This is a genomic window from Sporosarcina sp. E16_3 (assembly GCF_017347125.1).
In the GTDB taxonomy this organism is placed as follows: Bacteria; Bacillota; Bacilli; order Bacillales_A; family Planococcaceae; genus Sporosarcina.
In genome coordinates this window covers 333,974-353,009 of sequence record NZ_JADPRX010000001.1, presented here as the reverse complement: position 1 = coordinate 353,009, position 19,036 = coordinate 333,974, and the positions used below count along the sequence as shown (strand labels likewise).

19 protein-coding genes and 1 pseudogene are annotated in these 19,036 nt (G+C 42.1%); 13 read left to right on the top strand and 7 right to left on the bottom strand.

Annotated elements, in window-relative coordinates; translation table 11 throughout:
- Position 1: 1 nt before the first annotated feature.
- The 8 genes from I2483_RS01750 (at position 2) to I2483_RS01715 (ending at position 8,611) form a co-directional block, all read left to right on the top strand.
- Complete coding sequence (locus I2483_RS01750; protein ID WP_207173410.1) at positions 2-817, top strand: pyruvate, water dikinase regulatory protein; 816 nt, start codon at positions 2-4, stop codon at positions 815-817.
- Positions 818-1,087: 270 nt separating this feature from the next.
- Entirely contained in the window at positions 1,088-2,908 is a 1,821-nt protein-coding gene (gene dnaG / locus I2483_RS01745; RefSeq protein ID WP_207173408.1) for a DNA primase, read from the top strand.
- A gap of 34 nt (positions 2,909-2,942) precedes the next feature.
- Entirely contained in the window at positions 2,943-4,061 is a 1,119-nt protein-coding gene (gene rpoD / locus I2483_RS01740) for an RNA polymerase sigma factor RpoD (RefSeq protein WP_207149805.1), read from the top strand.
- Positions 4,062-4,170: 109 nt separating this feature from the next.
- Entirely contained in the window at positions 4,171-4,722 is a 552-nt protein-coding gene (locus I2483_RS01735) for a hypothetical protein (protein ID WP_207173406.1), read from the top strand.
- A gap of 92 nt (positions 4,723-4,814) precedes the next feature.
- Positions 4,815-5,954 (top strand): acyl-CoA dehydrogenase family protein, encoded by a 1,140-nt coding sequence (locus I2483_RS01730; protein ID WP_207173724.1) that lies wholly within the window; start codon positions 4,815-4,817, stop codon positions 5,952-5,954.
- A gap of 172 nt (positions 5,955-6,126) precedes the next feature.
- On the top strand, positions 6,127-6,492 hold the full coding sequence (gene cccA / locus I2483_RS01725) for a cytochrome c550 (RefSeq protein WP_186670610.1): 366 nt from the start codon (positions 6,127-6,129) through the stop codon (positions 6,490-6,492).
- Between the two features lie 305 nt (positions 6,493-6,797).
- Positions 6,798-7,496, top strand: coding sequence for a tRNA (adenine(22)-N(1))-methyltransferase (locus I2483_RS01720; RefSeq protein ID WP_207173405.1), 699 nt, complete (start codon positions 6,798-6,800; stop codon positions 7,494-7,496).
- A complete protein-coding gene (locus I2483_RS01715; RefSeq protein WP_207173403.1) occupies positions 7,493-8,611 on the top strand; it encodes a Nif3-like dinuclear metal center hexameric protein in 1,119 nt (372 codons plus the stop codon). Before I2483_RS01720 ends, I2483_RS01715 begins: the two co-directional genes overlap by 4 nt.
- A 45-nt stretch (positions 8,612-8,656) precedes the next feature.
- On the opposite strand, the gene I2483_RS01710 is transcribed toward I2483_RS01715, so the two are convergent.
- Together I2483_RS01710 and vrrA are read right to left on the bottom strand one after the other, a co-directional pair.
- Positions 8,657-9,634 (bottom strand): 4-hydroxy-3-methylbut-2-enyl diphosphate reductase, encoded by a 978-nt coding sequence (locus tag I2483_RS01710; RefSeq protein ID WP_207173401.1) that lies wholly within the window; start codon positions 9,632-9,634, stop codon positions 8,657-8,659.
- A 64-nt stretch (positions 9,635-9,698) separates the two neighbouring features.
- A complete protein-coding gene (gene vrrA, locus I2483_RS01705) occupies positions 9,699-10,220 on the bottom strand; it encodes a VrrA/YqfQ family protein (protein ID WP_207173399.1) in 522 nt (173 codons plus the stop codon).
- Between the two features lie 112 nt (positions 10,221-10,332).
- Between vrrA and I2483_RS01700 the strand changes: the two genes are divergently transcribed.
- Both I2483_RS01700 and I2483_RS01695 read left to right on the top strand, forming a co-directional pair.
- Positions 10,333-11,628: a DEAD/DEAH box helicase gene (locus I2483_RS01700; protein WP_186670605.1), complete on the top strand. Its 1,296-nt coding sequence runs from the start codon at positions 10,333-10,335 to the stop codon at positions 11,626-11,628.
- Positions 11,625-12,530, top strand: coding sequence for a deoxyribonuclease IV (locus I2483_RS01695; protein WP_207173397.1), 906 nt, complete (start codon positions 11,625-11,627; stop codon positions 12,528-12,530). The genes I2483_RS01700 and I2483_RS01695 overlap by 4 nt, the downstream gene beginning before the upstream one ends.
- A 63-nt stretch (positions 12,531-12,593) precedes the next feature.
- On the opposite strand, the gene I2483_RS01690 is transcribed toward I2483_RS01695, so the two are convergent.
- A complete protein-coding gene (locus I2483_RS01690; RefSeq protein WP_186670603.1) occupies positions 12,594-12,842 on the bottom strand; it encodes a hypothetical protein in 249 nt (82 codons plus the stop codon).
- A gap of 102 nt (positions 12,843-12,944) precedes the next feature.
- On the opposite strand from I2483_RS01690, the gene I2483_RS01685 reads away from it, so the two are divergent.
- The 3 genes from I2483_RS01685 to I2483_RS01675 are packed head-to-tail and all read left to right on the top strand — an operon-like array spanning position 12,945 to position 14,985.
- Positions 12,945-13,715: a metal ABC transporter ATP-binding protein gene (locus I2483_RS01685; RefSeq protein WP_186670602.1), complete on the top strand. Its 771-nt coding sequence runs from the start codon at positions 12,945-12,947 to the stop codon at positions 13,713-13,715.
- On the top strand, positions 13,712-14,578 hold the full coding sequence (locus I2483_RS01680) for a metal ABC transporter permease (RefSeq protein WP_207173395.1): 867 nt from the start codon (positions 13,712-13,714) through the stop codon (positions 14,576-14,578). Before I2483_RS01685 ends, I2483_RS01680 begins: the two co-directional genes overlap by 4 nt.
- Positions 14,575-14,985, top strand: coding sequence for a Fur family transcriptional regulator (locus I2483_RS01675; protein ID WP_207173393.1), 411 nt, complete (start codon positions 14,575-14,577; stop codon positions 14,983-14,985). The genes I2483_RS01680 and I2483_RS01675 overlap by 4 nt, the downstream gene beginning before the upstream one ends.
- Positions 14,986-15,040: 55 nt before the next feature.
- Here the strand turns inward: I2483_RS01675 and I2483_RS01670 are convergent.
- The 4 genes and pseudogenes from I2483_RS01670 to ispG all read right to left on the bottom strand — a co-directional run bounded on the left by I2483_RS01670 (position 15,041) and on the right by ispG (position 18,982).
- Positions 15,041-16,390: pseudogene (locus I2483_RS01670) on the bottom strand (IS3 family transposase).
- 325 nt (positions 16,391-16,715) lie between these two features.
- Complete coding sequence (locus I2483_RS01665) at positions 16,716-17,141, bottom strand: ferritin family protein (protein ID WP_207173391.1); 426 nt, start codon at positions 17,139-17,141, stop codon at positions 16,716-16,718.
- 132 nt (positions 17,142-17,273) lie between these two features.
- The gene (locus I2483_RS01660; RefSeq protein ID WP_207173389.1) at positions 17,274-17,861 is read right to left on the bottom strand and encodes a hypothetical protein; all 588 of its coding nucleotides are present in this window, start codon (positions 17,859-17,861) and stop codon (positions 17,274-17,276) included.
- Positions 17,858-18,982 carry a flavodoxin-dependent (E)-4-hydroxy-3-methylbut-2-enyl-diphosphate synthase gene (ispG, locus tag I2483_RS01655; protein WP_275955952.1) on the bottom strand — a complete coding sequence of 375 codons (1,125 nt, stop codon included), beginning with the start codon at positions 18,980-18,982 and terminating at the stop codon, positions 17,858-17,860. The genes I2483_RS01660 and ispG overlap by 4 nt, the downstream gene beginning before the upstream one ends.
- Between the last annotated feature and the right edge of the window lie 54 nt (positions 18,983-19,036).

Sequence of the window (19,036 nt, the reverse complement as noted above, 5' to 3'; positions counted from 1 at the left end):
TATGAGGAAGTTAACTTTGTTCATTGTTTCTGACTCAGTCGGAGAAACAGCCGACCTTGTTGCAAAAGCAGCAGCAAGTCAATTCAGACAAGGGCTAGAAACCGTATTGATTAAAAGGTTTTCACATGTAGAAGACGAATCGCAACTTGATGAAATTGTCTATTTAGCGAAACAGCAAAATGCAATCATCATCTATACGCTTGTGAAAAGCGAAATGTGTCAAAAACTAAAACAAGAATGTCAAATGAAAGAAATTCAGTGCATCGATCTTCTAGGTCCTATCATCGAACGAATTGGTATGGAACTTGGTGAAAAGCCATTGGAAGAACCTGGACTTGTGCGCAAATTAGATGAAGATTATTTCAAAAAAATTGAAGCAATTGAATTTGCCGTTAAATATGACGATGGTAGGGATCCACGAGGTATTTTAAGAGCCGATATTGTTCTAGTTGGCGTTTCAAGAACATCGAAAACACCATTATCGCAATACCTCGCCCATAAACGCTACAAAGTGGCAAATGTTCCACTAGTACCCGAAGTGGAGCCACCAGAGGAACTATATATGATTGACCCAGCCAAATGTTACGGACTCGTCATCTCACCGGAAAAGTTAAACTTTATCCGTAGGGAACGTCTCATCGCACTTGGTTTAAAAGATGATGCGAATTATGCGCGAGTTGAACGGATTGAAGCCGAAATTACGCATTTTAATAATGTCGTCTCGAAAATCGGTTGCAATGTTATTGATGTTACAAACCGGGCTGTAGAGGAAACGGCGAATGTTATACTAACTGAAATTACGAATCGTCATTCGTAAGCGAGAAGTGAGGATACTGTTGTTCCTGAGTTGTACGGGTATTTAAAACCAGGACACGGTGATGCAGAAGGACCGACCGCTAATACAGGTTGGTTCTTCTTTTACGGATGAAGAAAAAGTTTTTGTATAATATGAGGTTTATATAGAGATAAAGATTTCCTATTAGTGTAGTATGAAAGATTCCGAGTATAATCGAAAATATTTTGTCGAAAATGAAGGATTTTTGAATACTATCTCGAATTCAATCTAGATAGAGTGGTTGGTGATAGGATGACGAGAATACCAGAAGAGACTATAGAAGCCGTCCGATCAAAGACTGATATTGTAGATCTAATTGGAGAATATGTGCAACTAACAAAAAGAGGGAAGAACTGGTTCGGGCTTTGCCCATTTCACGATGAGAGCTCACCTTCTTTCTCTGTAACAGAAGACAAACAACTCTTTCATTGTTTCGGATGCGGTGCAAGTGGAAATGCGATTACTTTCATTATGGATATTGAAAATAGCCCCTTTACCGAAGCTGTTGTAAAGCTTGCTGAACGAACGGGTATTGAAATCGATACTGCGGTGAGTGAAGGGGCCGGAGCAAAGCCGCACAATGAATTTAAATCTATGATTGAAGCGCATGCTCTTGCTGCAAATTTTTATAGTCATCTACTCTTGAACACTGTAGAAGGTGAAGAGGCACTCGAATATCTTGAAAAAAGAGGGTTTACGAGGGAGAGTATCGAAAAATATGGAATCGGGTGGTCGCTAAATGATAATGAAGCGCTATCGAGTCTCCTAAAGCGAAAGAATTTCGATATGAAGGACATGGAACGTGCTGGGCTTTGTATCATGAAAGACGATGGAACAGGCTATTTTGACAGATTTCGAGCACGTATCATGTTTCCGCTTCATGACGGTAATGGAAATGTTGTAGCATTCTCTGGACGAATACTTTCCGGTTCAAAACAGGAAGCCAAATACCTAAATAGTCCCGAAACTCCGATATTCGAAAAAAGTCATATTCTGTACAATTTTCACAATGCACGTCTTAACGTCCGGAAAACGGGTAAAGTAATACTGTTTGAAGGATTCATGGACACGATATCAGCAGATCGTGCGGGTGTGACGAATAGTGTTGCCGTAATGGGCACATCATTATCAGATAGTCATCTGCTGAAATTAAAAAGAATTGCTAAAGAACTTATCATTTGCTGTGACGGAGATGATGCAGGATGGGAAGCGGCAAAACGATTCGCAGACTTGGCCACTCAAAAAGGGTTGGATGTTAAAATCGCGCTGTTACCTGGAAAAATGGACCCGGACGATTACATCACAGAGTATGGCGGTGATGCATTTCGGGAAAAGGTTATCGGTAATCCCCATTCATTCATGTCATTCATAATGGCATATGCAAAGCGGTCAAAGAACCTATCTTATGAAAATGATATGCTGCAATATATCCATGAAGTATTGGAAGAATTAGCGAAGCGTACATCGCCAGTAGAACGGGATCTTTATTTTCGCCAGCTTTCAACCGTGACGGGTGTGTCAATCGAAGCCATTAATCAGCAGTTTATAAAAATGGCCGGACATCAAGCGAAGAAAGCAAAAGCAGAACCAAAACCAAAGTATGGGGAAACTATGCGTCCCCAACCTACAGTTCCAATCAGAAAGAAGACGGGTACAGAGCGTGCAGAGCGATTGTTACTCTTCCACCTGCTAAGTGATGGGGAATTGTTTGATCGGATACGATTGGACAAGCAAAACTTATTTGTTCGAGAAGACTATGTTGCCATCTTCATTCGGCTCGCCGGGTTTTATGAACAACATGGGATACCTGATTTCCATAGGTTTGCGGAATCGTTGGAAGACCGAGAACTCAGGAAAATCGTCTTAGAATCTGCAATGGTGGAAAGAGATCCTGAACACGCAGCGGAAGAAATTGCTGATTGTATCAGTCACCTTGAAAAATATAAAGTTAGTTTGACAATCCATGCAAAGATTCATGAATCGAAAGAAGCAGAAAAAATAAATGATCATACCCGGGCGCTGGAGCTGGCCAGGGAAATTATACAGCTCCGGAAATCATTGACGACGTTGTAGTCGTTTTCCGGTGTACTTAGGAGGAACGGGTAAGATGAGTAAAAAAGAGCAAGCAGAAGATATGGAAATTGAAATGACTGTTGAAGAAGTGAAGGCAAACCTGTTGGAGGCCGGAAAGAAAACAGGAGAACTTACGCTCGATGAGGTAACTGAAAAGTTATCTGTATTTGAAATGGAACCTGAACAGTTCGAAGAATTCCTTGATTTGATTGAAGTACAGGGAATTGAAATGGACCGAAAAGCCGATGAAGAGGCCGGCGATGAGGGGAAAGTAGTCGCGGAAGAAAAGTTCGATTTAAATGACCTCAGTGTTCCGCCAGGTGTTAAAATCAACGATCCTGTGAGAATGTACTTGAAAGAAATTGGGCGTGTTGATTTACTGACAGGTGCGGAGGAAGTTGAACTTGCAATTCGCATTTTGGATGGAGATGAAGAGGCGAAAAAGCGGCTTGCAGAAGCCAACTTGCGCCTAGTCGTAAGTATTGCAAAACGGTATGTTGGACGTGGCATGCTGTTCCTTGACTTAATTCAGGAAGGGAACATGGGGCTTATTAAAGCAGTTGAGAAATTCGATCATACGAAAGGCTTCAAGTTCAGTACGTATGCAACGTGGTGGATACGCCAGGCAATCACCCGTGCAATCGCGGACCAAGCCCGTACAATCCGGATTCCGGTTCATATGGTTGAAACCATCAATAAATTGATTCGTGTTCAGCGTCAATTACTACAGGATCTTGGACGTGAGCCATCCCCTGAAGAAATTGGAGAAGAAATGGATCTAACTGCCGAGAAAGTACGTGAAATTCTTAAAATTGCACAAGAACCTGTATCACTTGAAACGCCAATTGGGGAAGAAGACGATTCTCACCTAGGTGACTTCATAGAAGACTCAGAGGCCCAATCACCGTCTGATCATGCGGCATATGAGTTATTGAAAGAACAATTGGAAGATGTCCTTGATACGTTGACAGATAGAGAAGAAAACGTACTTCGTCTACGTTTTGGTCTTGATGATGGCCGTACAAGAACACTTGAAGAAGTAGGTAAAGTGTTTGGCGTTACCCGTGAACGAATTCGTCAAATTGAGGCGAAAGCATTACGCAAACTGCGTCACCCATCAAGAAGTAAACGACTAAAAGATTTTCTTGAATAAAAAAAGGCATCGGCATAATTTGTGCCGATGCTTTTTTCACTGTTAAGAAATAGAACGGCTAATTAGTGTTCTTAGATTCCCTTACACTTTTCAAGGAGCGATTTATACTATGAATCCACAGCGTAAACGAATGATTATTTCGGAGATAAAATATTGGAAGCAGAATAAGCTGTTGCCGGAACATTATTGTGATTTCCTAATCACTCTTTATGCTCAGGGGCAGGATGTGAAGGAAGTAAACGCCACAGATGCCATTTTTGTCAAGGAAAAAAAGAAATTGAATCGGGCGATTGCTATGCTGTCCATACTAGCAATAATTGTTAGTGGAGGCATGTTTGTGTTTATCGAATACCCAGGATGGACTCTAACTTTGACGGCTGTTGTTTCGTTCTCATTTCTCTTGTTGACGATGCGTAAATCAACAATTCAAATGGGAATCGCACCTATTTTATACATACTAGCCTCCTTGATGTTGCTGTTAATGTCTTTGAAGCTATGGGTTGTCTTTTTCGAAGGGTATACGATGTTACTAATCGGATTACTTATATTGAACTGTGTACTTTGGTTATTTGCAGGACGTATGCTTAAATTGCAGTATTTCACACTCTCTGGAGCAGCTGGCCTACTATTAATCATTGTATTCTTGCTTGTTTCGTTCTGAATTCTCCTATTCTTTTAATAATAGTTGTGAAAACGATAGACAATTCGTTATAATTGAAATTGTAAGCGTTCACAACAAAGGGGATGAAGATGTTGAATTTCGATTTGACAGATGAACAGCAGATGATTAAAAAAATGATTCGGGAATTCGCGGATGAAGTTGTTGCACCAGGTGCAATCGAGCGCGACCGGACAAAAAAGTTTCCAGTAGAGGTGTTTAAACAGCTCTCCGAAATGGGAATGATGGGTTTACCGTTTTCCGAGGAATATGGGGGCGGAGGGGCCGACACAATAAGTTTTGCAATTGTTACGGAAGAACTGAGCCGTGCATGTGCGTCAACGGGAATTACATATTCTGCGCATATTTCATTGGGTGGAGCACCGCTTAACCTATTTGGTACTGAAGAACAGAAACATACGTATTTGACGCCTATTTGTACAGGGGAATCATTTGGCGCATTTGGATTGACAGAATCGAATGCGGGCTCGGATGCGGGTGGGACGCAAACGACAGCAAAAGAAGACGGGGACGATTATGTCATCAGCGGTTCTAAAGTGTTTATAACGAATGCGAGCTACGCCAAGCACCTTGCAATTACCGCTATCACTGGGAATGAAGGCGGTAAGAAAGAAATCAGTGCAATTATCGTACCGACTAATGCAGAAGGCTTCACGGTTATGGACAACTATGAAAAAATGGGCCTTAATGCTTCTAATACGACGGAACTCGTGCTTGACAACGTCCGCGTACCAAAAGAGAACCTGTTAGGAACTCAAGGTAACGGTTTCCGACAGTTCCTCGTCACATTAGACGGTGGACGTATCGGAATCGGTGCTATGGCAGTAGGGATCGCTCAAGCGGCATTTGACCGGGCACTCCGCTACTCTAAAGAACGTAAGCAATTCGGTAAAACGCTTTCTGAATTCCAAATAACACAATTCAAGCTGGCAGATATGGCGATGAAAATTGAGTTGGCACGAACTATGGTCCATAAAGCAGCGTGGCTGAAGGATCAAGGGCGTCCATTCTCGAAAGAAGCTTCCATGTGTAAACTATATGCATCTGAAATTGCTATGGAAGTAGCAAGTGAAGCAATTCAGATTCATGGCGGTTATGGCTATATGAAAGAATATGAAGTCGAACGCTATATGCGTGATGCTAAGCTTCTTGAAATTGGTGAAGGTACTTCAGAGGTTCAAAGAATGGTCATTGCCAGATTAATTGGCTGTTAACAATAAAAGCGGAAGGTGCCTGCAACTTGATAACAATAAAATGTTTGTCGAAATTGTCACAAACACCGAAAAGATCATCGATAACTCTTTCAGTTTCCTATTGAATACAGTACAATAATAGTTGTGTACTGTATTCATTACAGAATAGATCCTGATAAAGGAGGGTAATTCAATGGGTAAAAATCCAATAGTTCCTTATATCCTTATTTTTGCGCTTGGAATCGGTCTTATTTTCTTCATGTCTCTTTATGGACTTGAACAGAAAAATGAAATCGCTGGACAAGGCGAAGAGGGGAAAACTGAAGAAGCTCCAAGTTCTGCGGAATTTGATGCTGAAGCAGTTGCTCAAGGGAAATGTATAGGCTGTCATGGTGGAGATCTTACAGGCGGAATGGGACCAGCATTAGTTGGGACTGCTCTATCTAAGGACGAAATTAAAAGCGTTATAAAAGACGGTAAAGGCGCAATGCCACCTATGGGCATTACAGATGATGCCGAGCTTGATGCTATGGCAGATTATATTTTATCACTTAAATAATCCTTAATTAGGAAGAGCTGTCGGTTAGCAGAGCATTTCTGTGGACTGACGGCTTTTTCTATTTCACGGGAAATTATAAAGTCCTGTCCTATTTATAAGTTTTCCACTAAGAGATTTTTCATCTAGACTACGGGCATCAGTCCCTTGAGTCGCTACTGTCTTGCTGAAAAGGCAAAGTGCGCCTTTTTTCAACAAGCCTTCCAGCGTTTGGGGGGCTAAACGGCGCCCTGCGCTTTTGTTCTTTGTACAAAGTGCAAAATGCGACGAAATCTACTACAATTAACGTATTGAAAGGCGGCGATTATTTGAACTCAGAACGATTATCAAACAGATTGAAGGCAGTTGCTTCATTTGTTGACGAGGGTGCAGTTGTTGCAGATATCGGCAGTGACCATGCTTATTTACCATGTTTCCTCCTCCATACAAATAGAGTGGAGAAGGCAGTCGCGGGAGAAGTAGCCAGAGGGCCATTTGAATCTGCGGTTAAAAATGTGCGACGTGAGGGTTTTTCGGAGGCAATTACCGTGCGATTGGCAGATGGTTTATTCGCTATTGAAGAGAATGATGCTGTTGATACGGTAACGATCGCGGGGATGGGCGGACCGCTTATCGCCACTATTTTGGAAAGCGGCAAAGACCGTCTTTCTAAAGTGAAGCGAATCATTACACAACCGAATATCTATTCAAGAGCAATTCGTGAATGGGCTGTTTCTAACGGGTGGAAAATAATAAATGAACACATTCTGAAAGAAGACGGCAAAATATATGAAATTATCGTGATGGAAAAAGGGCAGGCAGCTTATGGTGAACTAGAATTGATGGCGGGTCCTTTCTTGCTTACATCAAAAACCGATGTATTCATTGAGAAGTGGGAAAGTGAATTGTTGGAATGGAATCGTGTACTTGATTCCCTCACAAAAACAACTGAAACTGCTGCAATAAAAACGAAAAAAGTACAGTTGACACGTCATATTGAATTAATTGGAAAGGTGTTGACAACTTGAAAAAAGTGAATGGTCATGAAATTATTATGCTATTTGAAAAGTGGTCTCCAAAACGTTTTGCAATGGATGGCGATCCAGTCGGTCTACACATCGGACAATTAAACCGGACAGTAGAAAATGTGTTGGTTACATTGGATGTCAACGAAGAAGTGATTGATGAGGCAATCCGGAAAGGTGCCACCCTTATCATCGCGCACCATCCTCCGCTTTTCAGACCGTTAAAAAGTCTATTAACGGACACGCCGCAAGGTAGCATGATTGAAAAGTGCATAAAAAATGATATTGCTGTCTATGCAGCACATACGAACCTTGACGTTGCACCGGGCGGAGTGAATGATATGCTCGCTGAAAAAATTGGTTTAGTTGACACGGAAATAGTTGAGTTAACTTATTCTGAGCTGCTTAATAAACTGGTCGTTTTCAGCCCTACTACACATGCGGATGAAATTAGACAAGCGTTGGAAAAAGCGGGTGCTGGTGCAATTGGCGATTACGTCGGATGCAGTTTTAGCTCATCAGGTATCGGACGTTTCACGCCTGTCGAGGGAGCTAAGCCGTTTATTGGTGAAGTTGGTAAAGGGGAGAAAGTCAAAGAGGAGAGAATTGAAGTGGTTCTTCCCGCACCTATGCGTAGTAAGGTGCTAAAAGCGATGCTAGAAGCCCATCCATACGAAGAGCCGGCGTTTGATTTAGTTGCTCTTGATCAACAGTCAAACGACTATGGTCTTGGCCGTATTGGGAAACTTCGGGAAAAGACGACTCTTGGACAATTTGTGGAAATTGTAAAAAAAGCTTTCGATGTTCCAGCACTTCGATTTGTCGGTGATCCAAACAAGGAGATTCGAAAAGTTGCGGTGTTGGGCGGAGATGGTAATAAATATATAGGGGCTGCTAAACGAAGTGGAGCGGATGTTCTGGTAACTGGAGATTTGTATTACCATGTTGCCCATGATGCGCAAGCGATGGGACTTGCTGTCATCGACCCGGGCCACAACATTGAGAAGGTGATGATTCAAGGTGTTGCGGACTATATGCAGGCAGCTTGCTCGCAGGCCGGCTATAATGTGTCGTTTATCGAATCGGAAATCAACACGGAACCGTTTACTTTTAATTGATGTCCAATAAAAAAAACCAGCCTCCGTAAGTAGAGGCTGGTTCATTTAAGTTGTTGTGTACGGTTCGATTCGTTCCACAGGTGTAGGATTTTTAATTTTTGGTAAGATTTTTTCCAAAAGGAATTTCCTCTCTGGATGATGTGTAGAAGGATCTTCTGGATTGAACTTCTCAAGGAATGCAATCACTTCACGTACAATCAATGTCGGTGTCGAAGCACCCGCTGTGACAGACACAGTTTCAATCCCTTCCAACCACTTGACGTCAAGTTCTGAAACATCCGATATCCGGTACGATGGAGTGTTGGCGATTTCGACAGATACTTGTGTCAGACGGTTCGAGTTGTTACTCTTCGGATCGCCTACGACGATAAGAAGGTCTGATTCTCCTGCATGTTGTGCGACGGCTTCTTGCCTTACTTGAGTAGCAAGACAAATTTCCTTATGCACTTCGATATGCGGATATTTTACTTTAAGTGCGTCCATAATGTGAACAACATCCCATTGGCTCATTGTCGTTTGGTTTGTGACGAGCAGTTTAGCATTCTGTATAGTGAGGTTTTCGACATCCTCAATCGTTTCGATCAAATGTACAGCGTGAGGAGCGACGCCGATTGCACCCTCAGGCTCTGGATGATGTTTTTTCCCAATGTAAATGATGTCGTAGCCTTCTGCAGTCTTTTCCCCAATCAAGTCGTGGGTTACAGTTACATCGGGACATGTTGCGTCAATCGACACAAGGCCTTTTCTTTTCGCAAGTTCCCGCACCTCAGGTGAAACACCATGTGCAGTGAAGATAACTGTGCCCGTTTCAACTTTTTCAAGAATTTCTAGACGATTTTCGCCATCAATTGTGATGATGCCATCTTCTTCAAACGCATCTGTTACATGTTTGTTATGGACAATCATTCCCAATATATAAATGGGTCTCGGCAATGTTTTGTCGAGTGCCGCATTTCTAGCGATGATCATTGCATCGACAACCCCATAGCAATAACCTCTAGGGGTAATCTTTAATACTTTCATGCCGTTTCACTCCTCTAATAGGATCTATCAACCATTATAACGGAGTTGGACGGGGGATTCAAAATTATCGAATGGGCGGCTGGAAGATGCGGGGGGCTGACAGGCCGGATGCAACATTTGCAACATTTGCAACTGACTGTGCGGCTGCTGCTCCTCCGCTTACAGGTAAACTAGCGGCACCGGCTACTGGGAGTGATTGAAAGCCTTTGTACAATCGCCACATTGCGGGTAAGTTTTGAACCATTGGCGCAAATTGTTGGACCACAGGTGCGAATTGCTGGGCTGTATTTAAGAATTGGTTCGCCGTTTGCATATACGATTCCATTTTTGATGGAACTTGTTGCTCCCCTTGACCAGCCATCGGCCCCCCAGCTGGGTTGCCCATCGGACTCCCGAATGGATTGCCCATTGGCCCCCCGGGTGGATTGCCCGTTTGACCCCCGAATGGATTGCCCATTGGGTCATTCATGAACGGTTGTCTGGGTGTTTGCTGCCTCATTTGAGAAGGGGGTCCGAAGCTCGTTTGTCCCATGGAAGTTGGTTGTGATTGTTGTCGCGCGAATGGATAAAAGGATTCATACCTCATAATTATCTCCTTTCAATTAATCAGAATGGACTTTCACATAGTATACTATGCGAAAATCGCATACGGCGGAACGAAATCGTGTTATAATAGGTGTACATTAGGAGGGTTACGAATGTCTAAATTTACAGACTATCAATTTAAACCGTTTTTACGGGAAGCAATCGGGAGGCTCGGCTTTGAAAATCCGACACCGATCCAAAAGGAAATTATACCGCTCATCCTGAAAGGGACGAATGCAATCGGACAAGCACATACAGGAACGGGTAAATCTCACAGTTTCCTTATACCGATTTTACAACGTACTGATGTAGCTGTTGATGAACTGCAAGCGGTTATCACAGCTCCGACAAGAGAGTTGGCGACGCAACTGTACAATGAACTTGCGAAGATGACAGAAGGCACAGATGTGCGCAGTTCACTGCTCATAGGGGGTACGGACAAACAACGGTCTATCGGGAAATTAAAATCGAATCCACATATTATCGTTGGAACACCAGGACGAATTAGCGATATGTCCGAAAATGGAGCACTTGTTATTCATACCGCTAAAATTTTGGTTATAGATGAAGCGGATCTTGCATTCGACATGGGCTTTATCGAAGATATCGATAAGTTTGCAGCAAAAATGCCGGCTAAACTTGAAATGTACGTATTTTCAGCAACGATTCCGGAAAAGCTAAAACCGTTCCTAAATAAATACATGGAATCACCTGTTCATGTGAAAATTGGTGAACGTAAACCATTGACGGAAGGGATGCACTACTCCCTTGTTCCTGTTCGCAGTATGAGTAAAAAGAAAAAGTTATTGCAAGTAATGGAAGGAATCAATCCTTATTTAGCAATCATCTTTATGAATACAAGACAAAACGCTGAAGGACTTGCAACTTTCCTTTCAGAAAGCGGCATTAAAGTCGGAAGAATTCACGGCGATTTAACACCGCGTGAACGAACACGGATGATGAAGCAAATCCGTGATCTAGAATTCCAATATATCGTAGCGACAGATCTAGCAGCACGTGGAATTGATATTCCGGGTGTCAGTCACGTTATTAACTTCGAATTGCCTGAGGATCTGGAGTTCTTCATACACCGCGTGGGACGTACTGCACGTGCTGGGCTTAAGGGAACGGCAATTACACTGTATGAACCGTCTGAAGACGATAAAGTGGTTAGAATTGAAAAAATGGGTATTCCGTTTGTTCATGAAGAAGTAAAAAATGGTGAGTGGGTTGAAGTAAAAGAGCGCCATTCAAGAAAAAATCGAGTAAAAGAAGTGGATGATATTGACCGTAAAGCAATTTCATTCGTTGCGAAACCGTCAAAAGTAAAACCAGGATACAAAAAGAAAATGGCTCAGAAGGTAGAGAGCTTTAAAAAGAGAGAAAGGAGACTGAAACGTAAAAAATGACAAATGATAAGCCATTATTGCTTGGCTCCCACGTTTCGATGAGCGGTAGCAAAATGCTACTAGGCTCAAGTGCGGAAGCTGCAAGTTACGGAGCAACTACTTTCATGATTTATACCGGCGCACCCCAGAACACACGGAGGAAGCCAGTTGAGGAACTGAATATAGCAGCAGGCCATCTGAGTATGGAGGACAATGGACAATCAAATATTGTCGTCCATGCTCCGTATATTATCAACATTGCAAATACGTTAAAGCCGGAGACATTCAGACTTGGTGTCGACTTTCTACAAAGTGAAATCGAACGCACAGCTGCACTTGGCGTTGATCAGATTGTCCTTCACCCAGGCGCGCACGTCGGTGCGGGTGTTGATCTAGGAATCGCGAAAATTATCGAAGGACTAAACGAAGTACTTTCCCAGGACTATCCGGTTCGCATTGCCCTTGAAACGATGGCAGGGAAAGGGACTGAATGCGGTCGAAACTTCGATGAAATTGCTGCGATTATCGACGGTGTCACACATAACGAACGTTTATCGGTTTGTTTTGATACCTGTCACGTTCATGACGCAGGCTATGATATCGTCGGTGACTTTGAAGGTGTGCTAAACGAGTTCGATAAAATTGTGGGTATGGACAGAATATCTGTTATTCATGTCAATGATAGTAAGAATGAGCGCGGTGCAAAGAAAGACCGTCATGAAAATATAGGTTTCGGTCATATTGGATTTGAACCACTTTCTTATATCGTTCATCATGAAGGGTTCCAATCCATTCCTAAAATCCTTGAAACACCTTTTGTAGGTTTGGATCCAAAGAAGAAATCGGCACCTTATCAATTTGAGATAGAAATGTTTAAAGCAAAAACGTTTCAACCGGAGAAGATTGATGTTTTAAGAATTTAAATAGCAAAACCCACCTGCAAAGTATATTTATGCAGGTGGGTTTTCTTCATTTAGACATACTTGTCACTTGGTGGAGTCTAAATACTTTTTAAATAGGACTTCAGTTTTATTATCACCAATAGCTCCACGGATTTTAGCGATAAAGGTTTCTGGAATCCCAGTGAAGAGCCAATGGAAAGAAATTTCATCAAGCAATGGCCGAAGTGCTCTTATTTCTGTTTTGGAAAAGTCAATTCCGTATTGCTTTGCAATGATTTTCACTTCATCATCGCTTCTCGTTTTGACCTCATTTAGTAGTTGCGCATAATCCACTGATAATTCCCTCTTTCTTAAATGGTTGTATCCACTCGTGTCATGGTTTATAATTTGACGAGTGAATCGGAATGATTCCTGTTTTAAGGAAAGGATAGTAAAATGACAACTAATCTTATTCAATTGGACGACGTCAGTTTCAATTATGAACAGTCAATCGCCCTTGATCATATTTCTCTCGAGGTAGGAGAGGGTGAATTTTGGGCCTTGATAGGGCCGAATGGTTCTGGTAAATCAACACTCATCAATATTATTCTCGGTCTCTTACAACCAACCAGTGGCTCGGTAAAACTTTTTGGTTCGGATATAGAATCATTTAAGCACAGGGAACGGATTGGCTATGTTTCACAGAAATCCAATTCGTTTAACTCAGGTTTCCCAGCAACCGTTCTTGAAGTTGTACGTAGCGGTTTAACTCGGAAAGTAGGAATGTTCAAAAGCTTTTCGAAAAAAGATGAGCAGCGAACGCTAGAAGCACTTAGTATCGTCGGTATGGACAGTTACGCGAAACGAAATATGGGCGAGCTATCCGGCGGTCAACAACAGCGTGTGTTCATAGCAAGGGCGCTTGCAGGAGAACCAGATCTTCTTATTATGGATGAACCGACAGTTGGTATTGATCAGCAAAATGTAGCGTCGTTTTATTCTATGCTGAATACATTAAATCGTGAGCATGGTATCGCAATCTTGCTTGTTACACATGAAATTGACCTCGTTACTGATCTTGCAACCCATGTGGCTTGTTTGAACCGAACGATTCATTTTCACGGAAAACAATCCGATTATAAAAAGATGGAAGATGATGACGTTTCTAGATGGTATGGACACCCCGTTCGGCGCGTCCACCAGCAAACGGATGAGGTGGAACGATGATTAATGATATTTTATCGTATGAGTTTCTGCAAAATGCATTTCTTTCAGGCTTAATCATTGGTGTTATCGCTCCTTTACTTGGGTTGTTTATCGTCGTCAGACGTCTCTCCCTTATCGCGGATGCGCTCAGTCATGTTGCACTTGCGGGAATCGCTGGAAGCCTTTATTTGAGCCAACAAGTACTGTTCTTTGCGGCGCTGAACCCAGTTTACCTCGGGATCGCATCAGCTGTAGGTGGGTCACTGCTGATCGAAAAATTGCGGGGTGCATACCGTCATTATGAGGAACTTGCAATTCCGGTAATTTTGTCGGCAGGTATCGGCCTAGGTGCTATTTTCATCTCGTTATCAAAAGGCTTCGGCTCTGATCTGATTGGTTATTTATTCGGTTCTGTTTCAGCGGTTAGCAGGCAGGACCTTTTCATTGTTATCGTTATTGCGATCATTGTTATCACCTATATCCGATTTCTTTATAAAGAACTATTTGCCTTGTCATTTGACGCGGAGTATGCAAAAGTTTCCGGTATTAATTCGCGCTATATCCAGATGGTGTTCATGATCATCGTAGCGCTTGTTATTGGAGCTTCTATGCGGATTGTTGGTATTTTACTTGTGTCGTCACTTATGACGATCCCCGTGGCGGCAGCTATCCAACTTGCGAAAAGTTTTAAGAGTGCGATGATCTATTCCATTATTTTCGGCGAGTTAGCGGTTATCATTGGACTTGTTTCAGCCTATTATCTTGATATTGCACCGGGTGGAACGATCGTCGTCACGTCGATTGTTATTTTGTTAGTGGTGCTCGCTTGGAAGAAAATGCAGGGCGGACGTAATGCTCGTATGGTGAAGGGGGAGTTGGTTTGACACTTGATGAGGCATGGCGGATTCTCCAGGAAAACCAATTTAAACGGACCAAAAATAGAGATACGATTTTACAGTTCTTTTCGAATAAAGACCGTTATGTAACTGCTCTTGAAGTGAAGAATTTCATGACAGACGATAATCCGGGAATCAGTTTCGATACGATCTATCGGAACCTATCAACCTTTTCAGAACTGGGTATTCTTGAAGAAACCGATTTGAACGGGGAACGGCATTTTCGAATGCAATGTGATCCTGGCGTTCACCACCATCATTTCATCTGTACGGCGTGTGGTAAGACGCGCAACATTCCGCATTGTCCAATGGAGATGATTACTGTCAATTTACCGGACTATGAAGTGGAAGGACATAAATTCGAAATCTACGGAAAATGTCCTGATTGCGTATAAGAAAACCCGCCAATGAACCCTTTGTGATCTGACCCAATAAAGTTAGACAAATATTTTAGGCAGCTTCTAAGATCTGAGTTCGGTATTCTACCGGGCTCAGGTCTTTTAATTTCGCCTTCATTCGTTTGTGATTGTAATACTCAAGGTATTCTTCTAATTCTTTTTCAAAATGCGCCATGCTCTCAAACTCTTGTAAATAAAACAGTTCTGATTTTAATAAGCCAAAGAAATTTTCGATGACTGCATTATCTAAGCAGTTGCCCTTACGGGACATACTTTGTGTTATCCGATGCTTTTGTAATTTTTTTTGATATTTTCTCATCTGATAATGCCAGCCTTGATCGGACTGAAGAATGACTTTATCGCCTGGTTGAAGGCGCTGAACAGCTTCGTCTAACATATCACCCACAAGCTGATAGCCCGGCCGATTCATGACTTTATTTGCGATAATTTCTCCATTACACAAATCAAGAACAGGTGACAGATAACGTTTTTCTCCAAAGAGATGGAATTCGGTCACGTCTGTAACCCATTTTTGATTCATTTTGTCTGCCTTAAAATCACGTTGTAATACGTTGGGAGCGCTTTTCCCGACGTTTCCTTTATAAGAGCGATCCTTCTTCATACGGACCCTACATTTTAAGCCGATTTCATTCATCAAGCGATTGATGGTCTTCGGGTCATGTGTAAACCCGTATTTCTTCAGTTCTTTCGTGATACGACGGTAACCATAACGCCCCTTATGTTCGTGATAAATGATTTTGATCGCTTCTTTAACTGCCTCATATTTATCAATTTGATTTAATCGTTTTTCCCAGTAGTAATAAGTGCTGCGTGGAATGTCAGCGACTTCAACTAAATCCACGACCTCATATTGTTCCTTTAGTTCAAAAATTACTTGCGCTTTGATTTTGTTTGTAATTTTTCCTGCATTTGAACTAAAGCGTTCAACTTTTTTAGATAAGCGTTCTCCATTTCTAGACGCTCGATTTTCGCATGTAAGGCTTCTACTGGATCTTCAGCTGAGATTGATTTTAGTGAGTCGATTTTCTTTGTTTCTTTTTTCATGGATGGACGCCCCTTCTTCATTGGTTCTAGCGCGTCCAATCCTTTTGACTTAAGCAACTGCTCCCACCTATAAACGCTACTAGGGTGTGCTTGCCGTTTCTCGAAGAGACGCACCTGTTTCGTTCATAAAATTGAATACGTCTAGTTTAAACCCTGATGAGTAGCTTGTATAGTCTTTCTTAAAACCTCTTTCGCCTTGTGCTTCAAATAATTTCACCCAATTAATGACTAGAGATTTATCCGCACCAATGCTTTCTGCAATAGTTTTATAGCTTTCGTTTCCAGTTAAATAGCGTGCCACCGCTTGTAATTTAACTTCCACTGTATATTTAGACATAAAAACACCCCGTAAATGTTAGTTGGTGTCTAACATTTACGGGGCAGATCATTTGCGGGTTTTTATTTTAGCTTAGGAAACTATAAAATCACGTACAGTAGATAAGCTGCAACATAGAGATTTCACGTCTAGAACTCCAGCGCTTAGCCCCTCGAGTCGCTTAGGTAAAGGCAAAGAGCGCCTTTTCCGGCAGGTCTTCCGGGAGGGATTGAACTGCATCCCTCCTACTTGTCGGGGCTGAACAGGCGCTTGCACTTTTGTCCTTCTAGCCTATTTGAAGAGTAGACAATGCGTGAATTTCGAGGAAGCTACTGAATGCTGTTGATTAATAACGATTCATAAAATATAAATACCAAACTGCATGATTTTGTTCATCTGCTGAGGCTTGTAAAAAAGGTTCTCTAATTAATGGATTGTTGGTTTTTCTAGCCATTTCGTGATAAAAATCTACGGTTTCCTGTTCGTCGATAAACGCAGCAAGTACGCCACTTCTGAAATCTGTAGGGCATTGTTTTGTTATCTGTGGGGATGGTTGTTTTCCTGTTAACGATGTATAGAGATGTGTAAACATCTGATAATGTCTTATTTCATCATTTCTTATTTCAAGGATTCGGTTTTTTATTTCGGGGTTTGGAGCTTGACTAGCTAATAGTTCGTAACAGTAAATTGCAGTGTACTCACCGTTTATAGTTTTTGAAAGATCGTTAACTAGTTCCGTGTTTGATAAGAGTGGTCTAGCATTCGGATGCACTTAATAATCACTCCTTTGTATCAATGTATGGGGGGAATACTAAAATGAACCTTGTCCGTGACATGTATGATGGGGATTATAGGGGAAATAAAAAACAGTGTGAAACTCTATCATAGGAGTTTCACACTGTTTTTAATTAATTGAAGGTTCTTCTATAGGAAATAACTTCTTGATCCTATTATTCGCTTCTTGCCAATCGTAGACACGGATGACGCCATTAGGAATTGGCTTCCGGTTATACGGTGTGTCAAAAAGTATAACCGGAATGTTGAGTTCTTCATGGATTTCAACCGCGTTGTCATGTTTGTCTTCAAAAAAGGCATGAACACCGAACTTTTTCGCTGTTTCAATTTTATAATGACTTCCGACAAGTTCGATATGATCATACGGGATTTCCTGTTGTTTGAACCAGTCTAGTGTGGAGTCATAGACGTGATGGCCGCGGGCAGAAATGTAATACAGTTCAAACTGCGCCTGCCAGCTGGTTAAAGTTTCTTTGGCATATTGTTGTGCAGCTGAGGTTTTGTAAATATGCGCCTCCGCACTTCTATACCATTCGTAGAAGGCATTTTCATCAACCTTAAATGCTTTTGTCAAGTCATATTCTTTAATATCATCAAGGACAAGATTGCAACCGTATTGCTCATTGATATGAGGTAATAAAGAAGTGGGGCATGTCACTGTACCGTCAATGTCGATGCCGAAGCGGAGGTTTCTCATTCCGCTGTCCCACCTTGCAGGAGAAGTTCTTCCTGTCTTTTCTTTTCGAAATATTCTTCCGCAAGTTTGTCAATTTCGATTTTTAATTCTTCGACCATCGTTGCTTCTGGTACTTTGCGCACCGTTTTCCCTTTCATGAAGAGAAGACCTTCGCCGCGCGCACCCGCGATTCCAATATCCGCTTCGCGTGCTTCGCCTGGACCATTGACCGCGCAACCGAGCACCGCAACTTTTATTGGTGCTTTTATATGTGAAATATATTCTTCGATTTCGTTCGCAATCGTAATAAGGTCAATTTCAATCCGTCCACATGTTGGACATGATATAAGTGTAGCTGCGTTCGAAGAGAGGGCGAATATTTTCAATAACTCGCGTGCCACTTTAATTTCTTGGACAGGATCAGCACTCAGCGATACGCGCATCGTGTTACCGATGCCAGCTGACAGAAGGGTGCCTAGACCCGCCGAGCTCTTAATAGACCCTGAAAACAATGTTCCAGACTCTGTAATGCCGAGGTGCAAGGGATAATCGAATGCTGCCGCGGCTTTTTGATACGCTTCGACTGCTAAATTTACATCGGAAGCTTTTAATGACACGATGATGTCGTGAAAATCGAGGTCTTCCAATATTTTAATGTGATGCAGGGCACTTTCTACCATTCCGTCAGCAGTTGGGTAACCGTATTTTTCAAGAATCTTTTTCTCAAGTGAACCAGCGTTGACACCAATTCGAATCGGAATACCTTTTGCTTTCGCTGCATTGACGACAGCTTCGACTTTCGCCTGTCTTCCTATATTACCAGGGTTAATTCGAATTTTGTCTGCCCCTTGTTCAATAGCAATCAACGCCAATTTATAGTCGAAATGGATATCGACAACAAGAGGGATATTGATACGTTTTTTGATTTCACCGATGGAATAGGCCGCGCGCTCATCTGGACACGCAACACGGACAATTTGGCATCCGGCTTCTTCTAGGCGCAAGATTTCTGCGACTGTCGCTTCGACATCATGTGTCTTAGTCGTTGTCATACTTTGGATGAAAAGCTCGTTGCTTCCTCCAATTGTTAGGTTACCAACTCGTACAGGACGTGTGTTTTTTCTGTTTATCATAGCATTCATTTATTTCGCTCCTTAGTCGGCCTTAGCCTCATAACTATAACTATTTTAGCAATC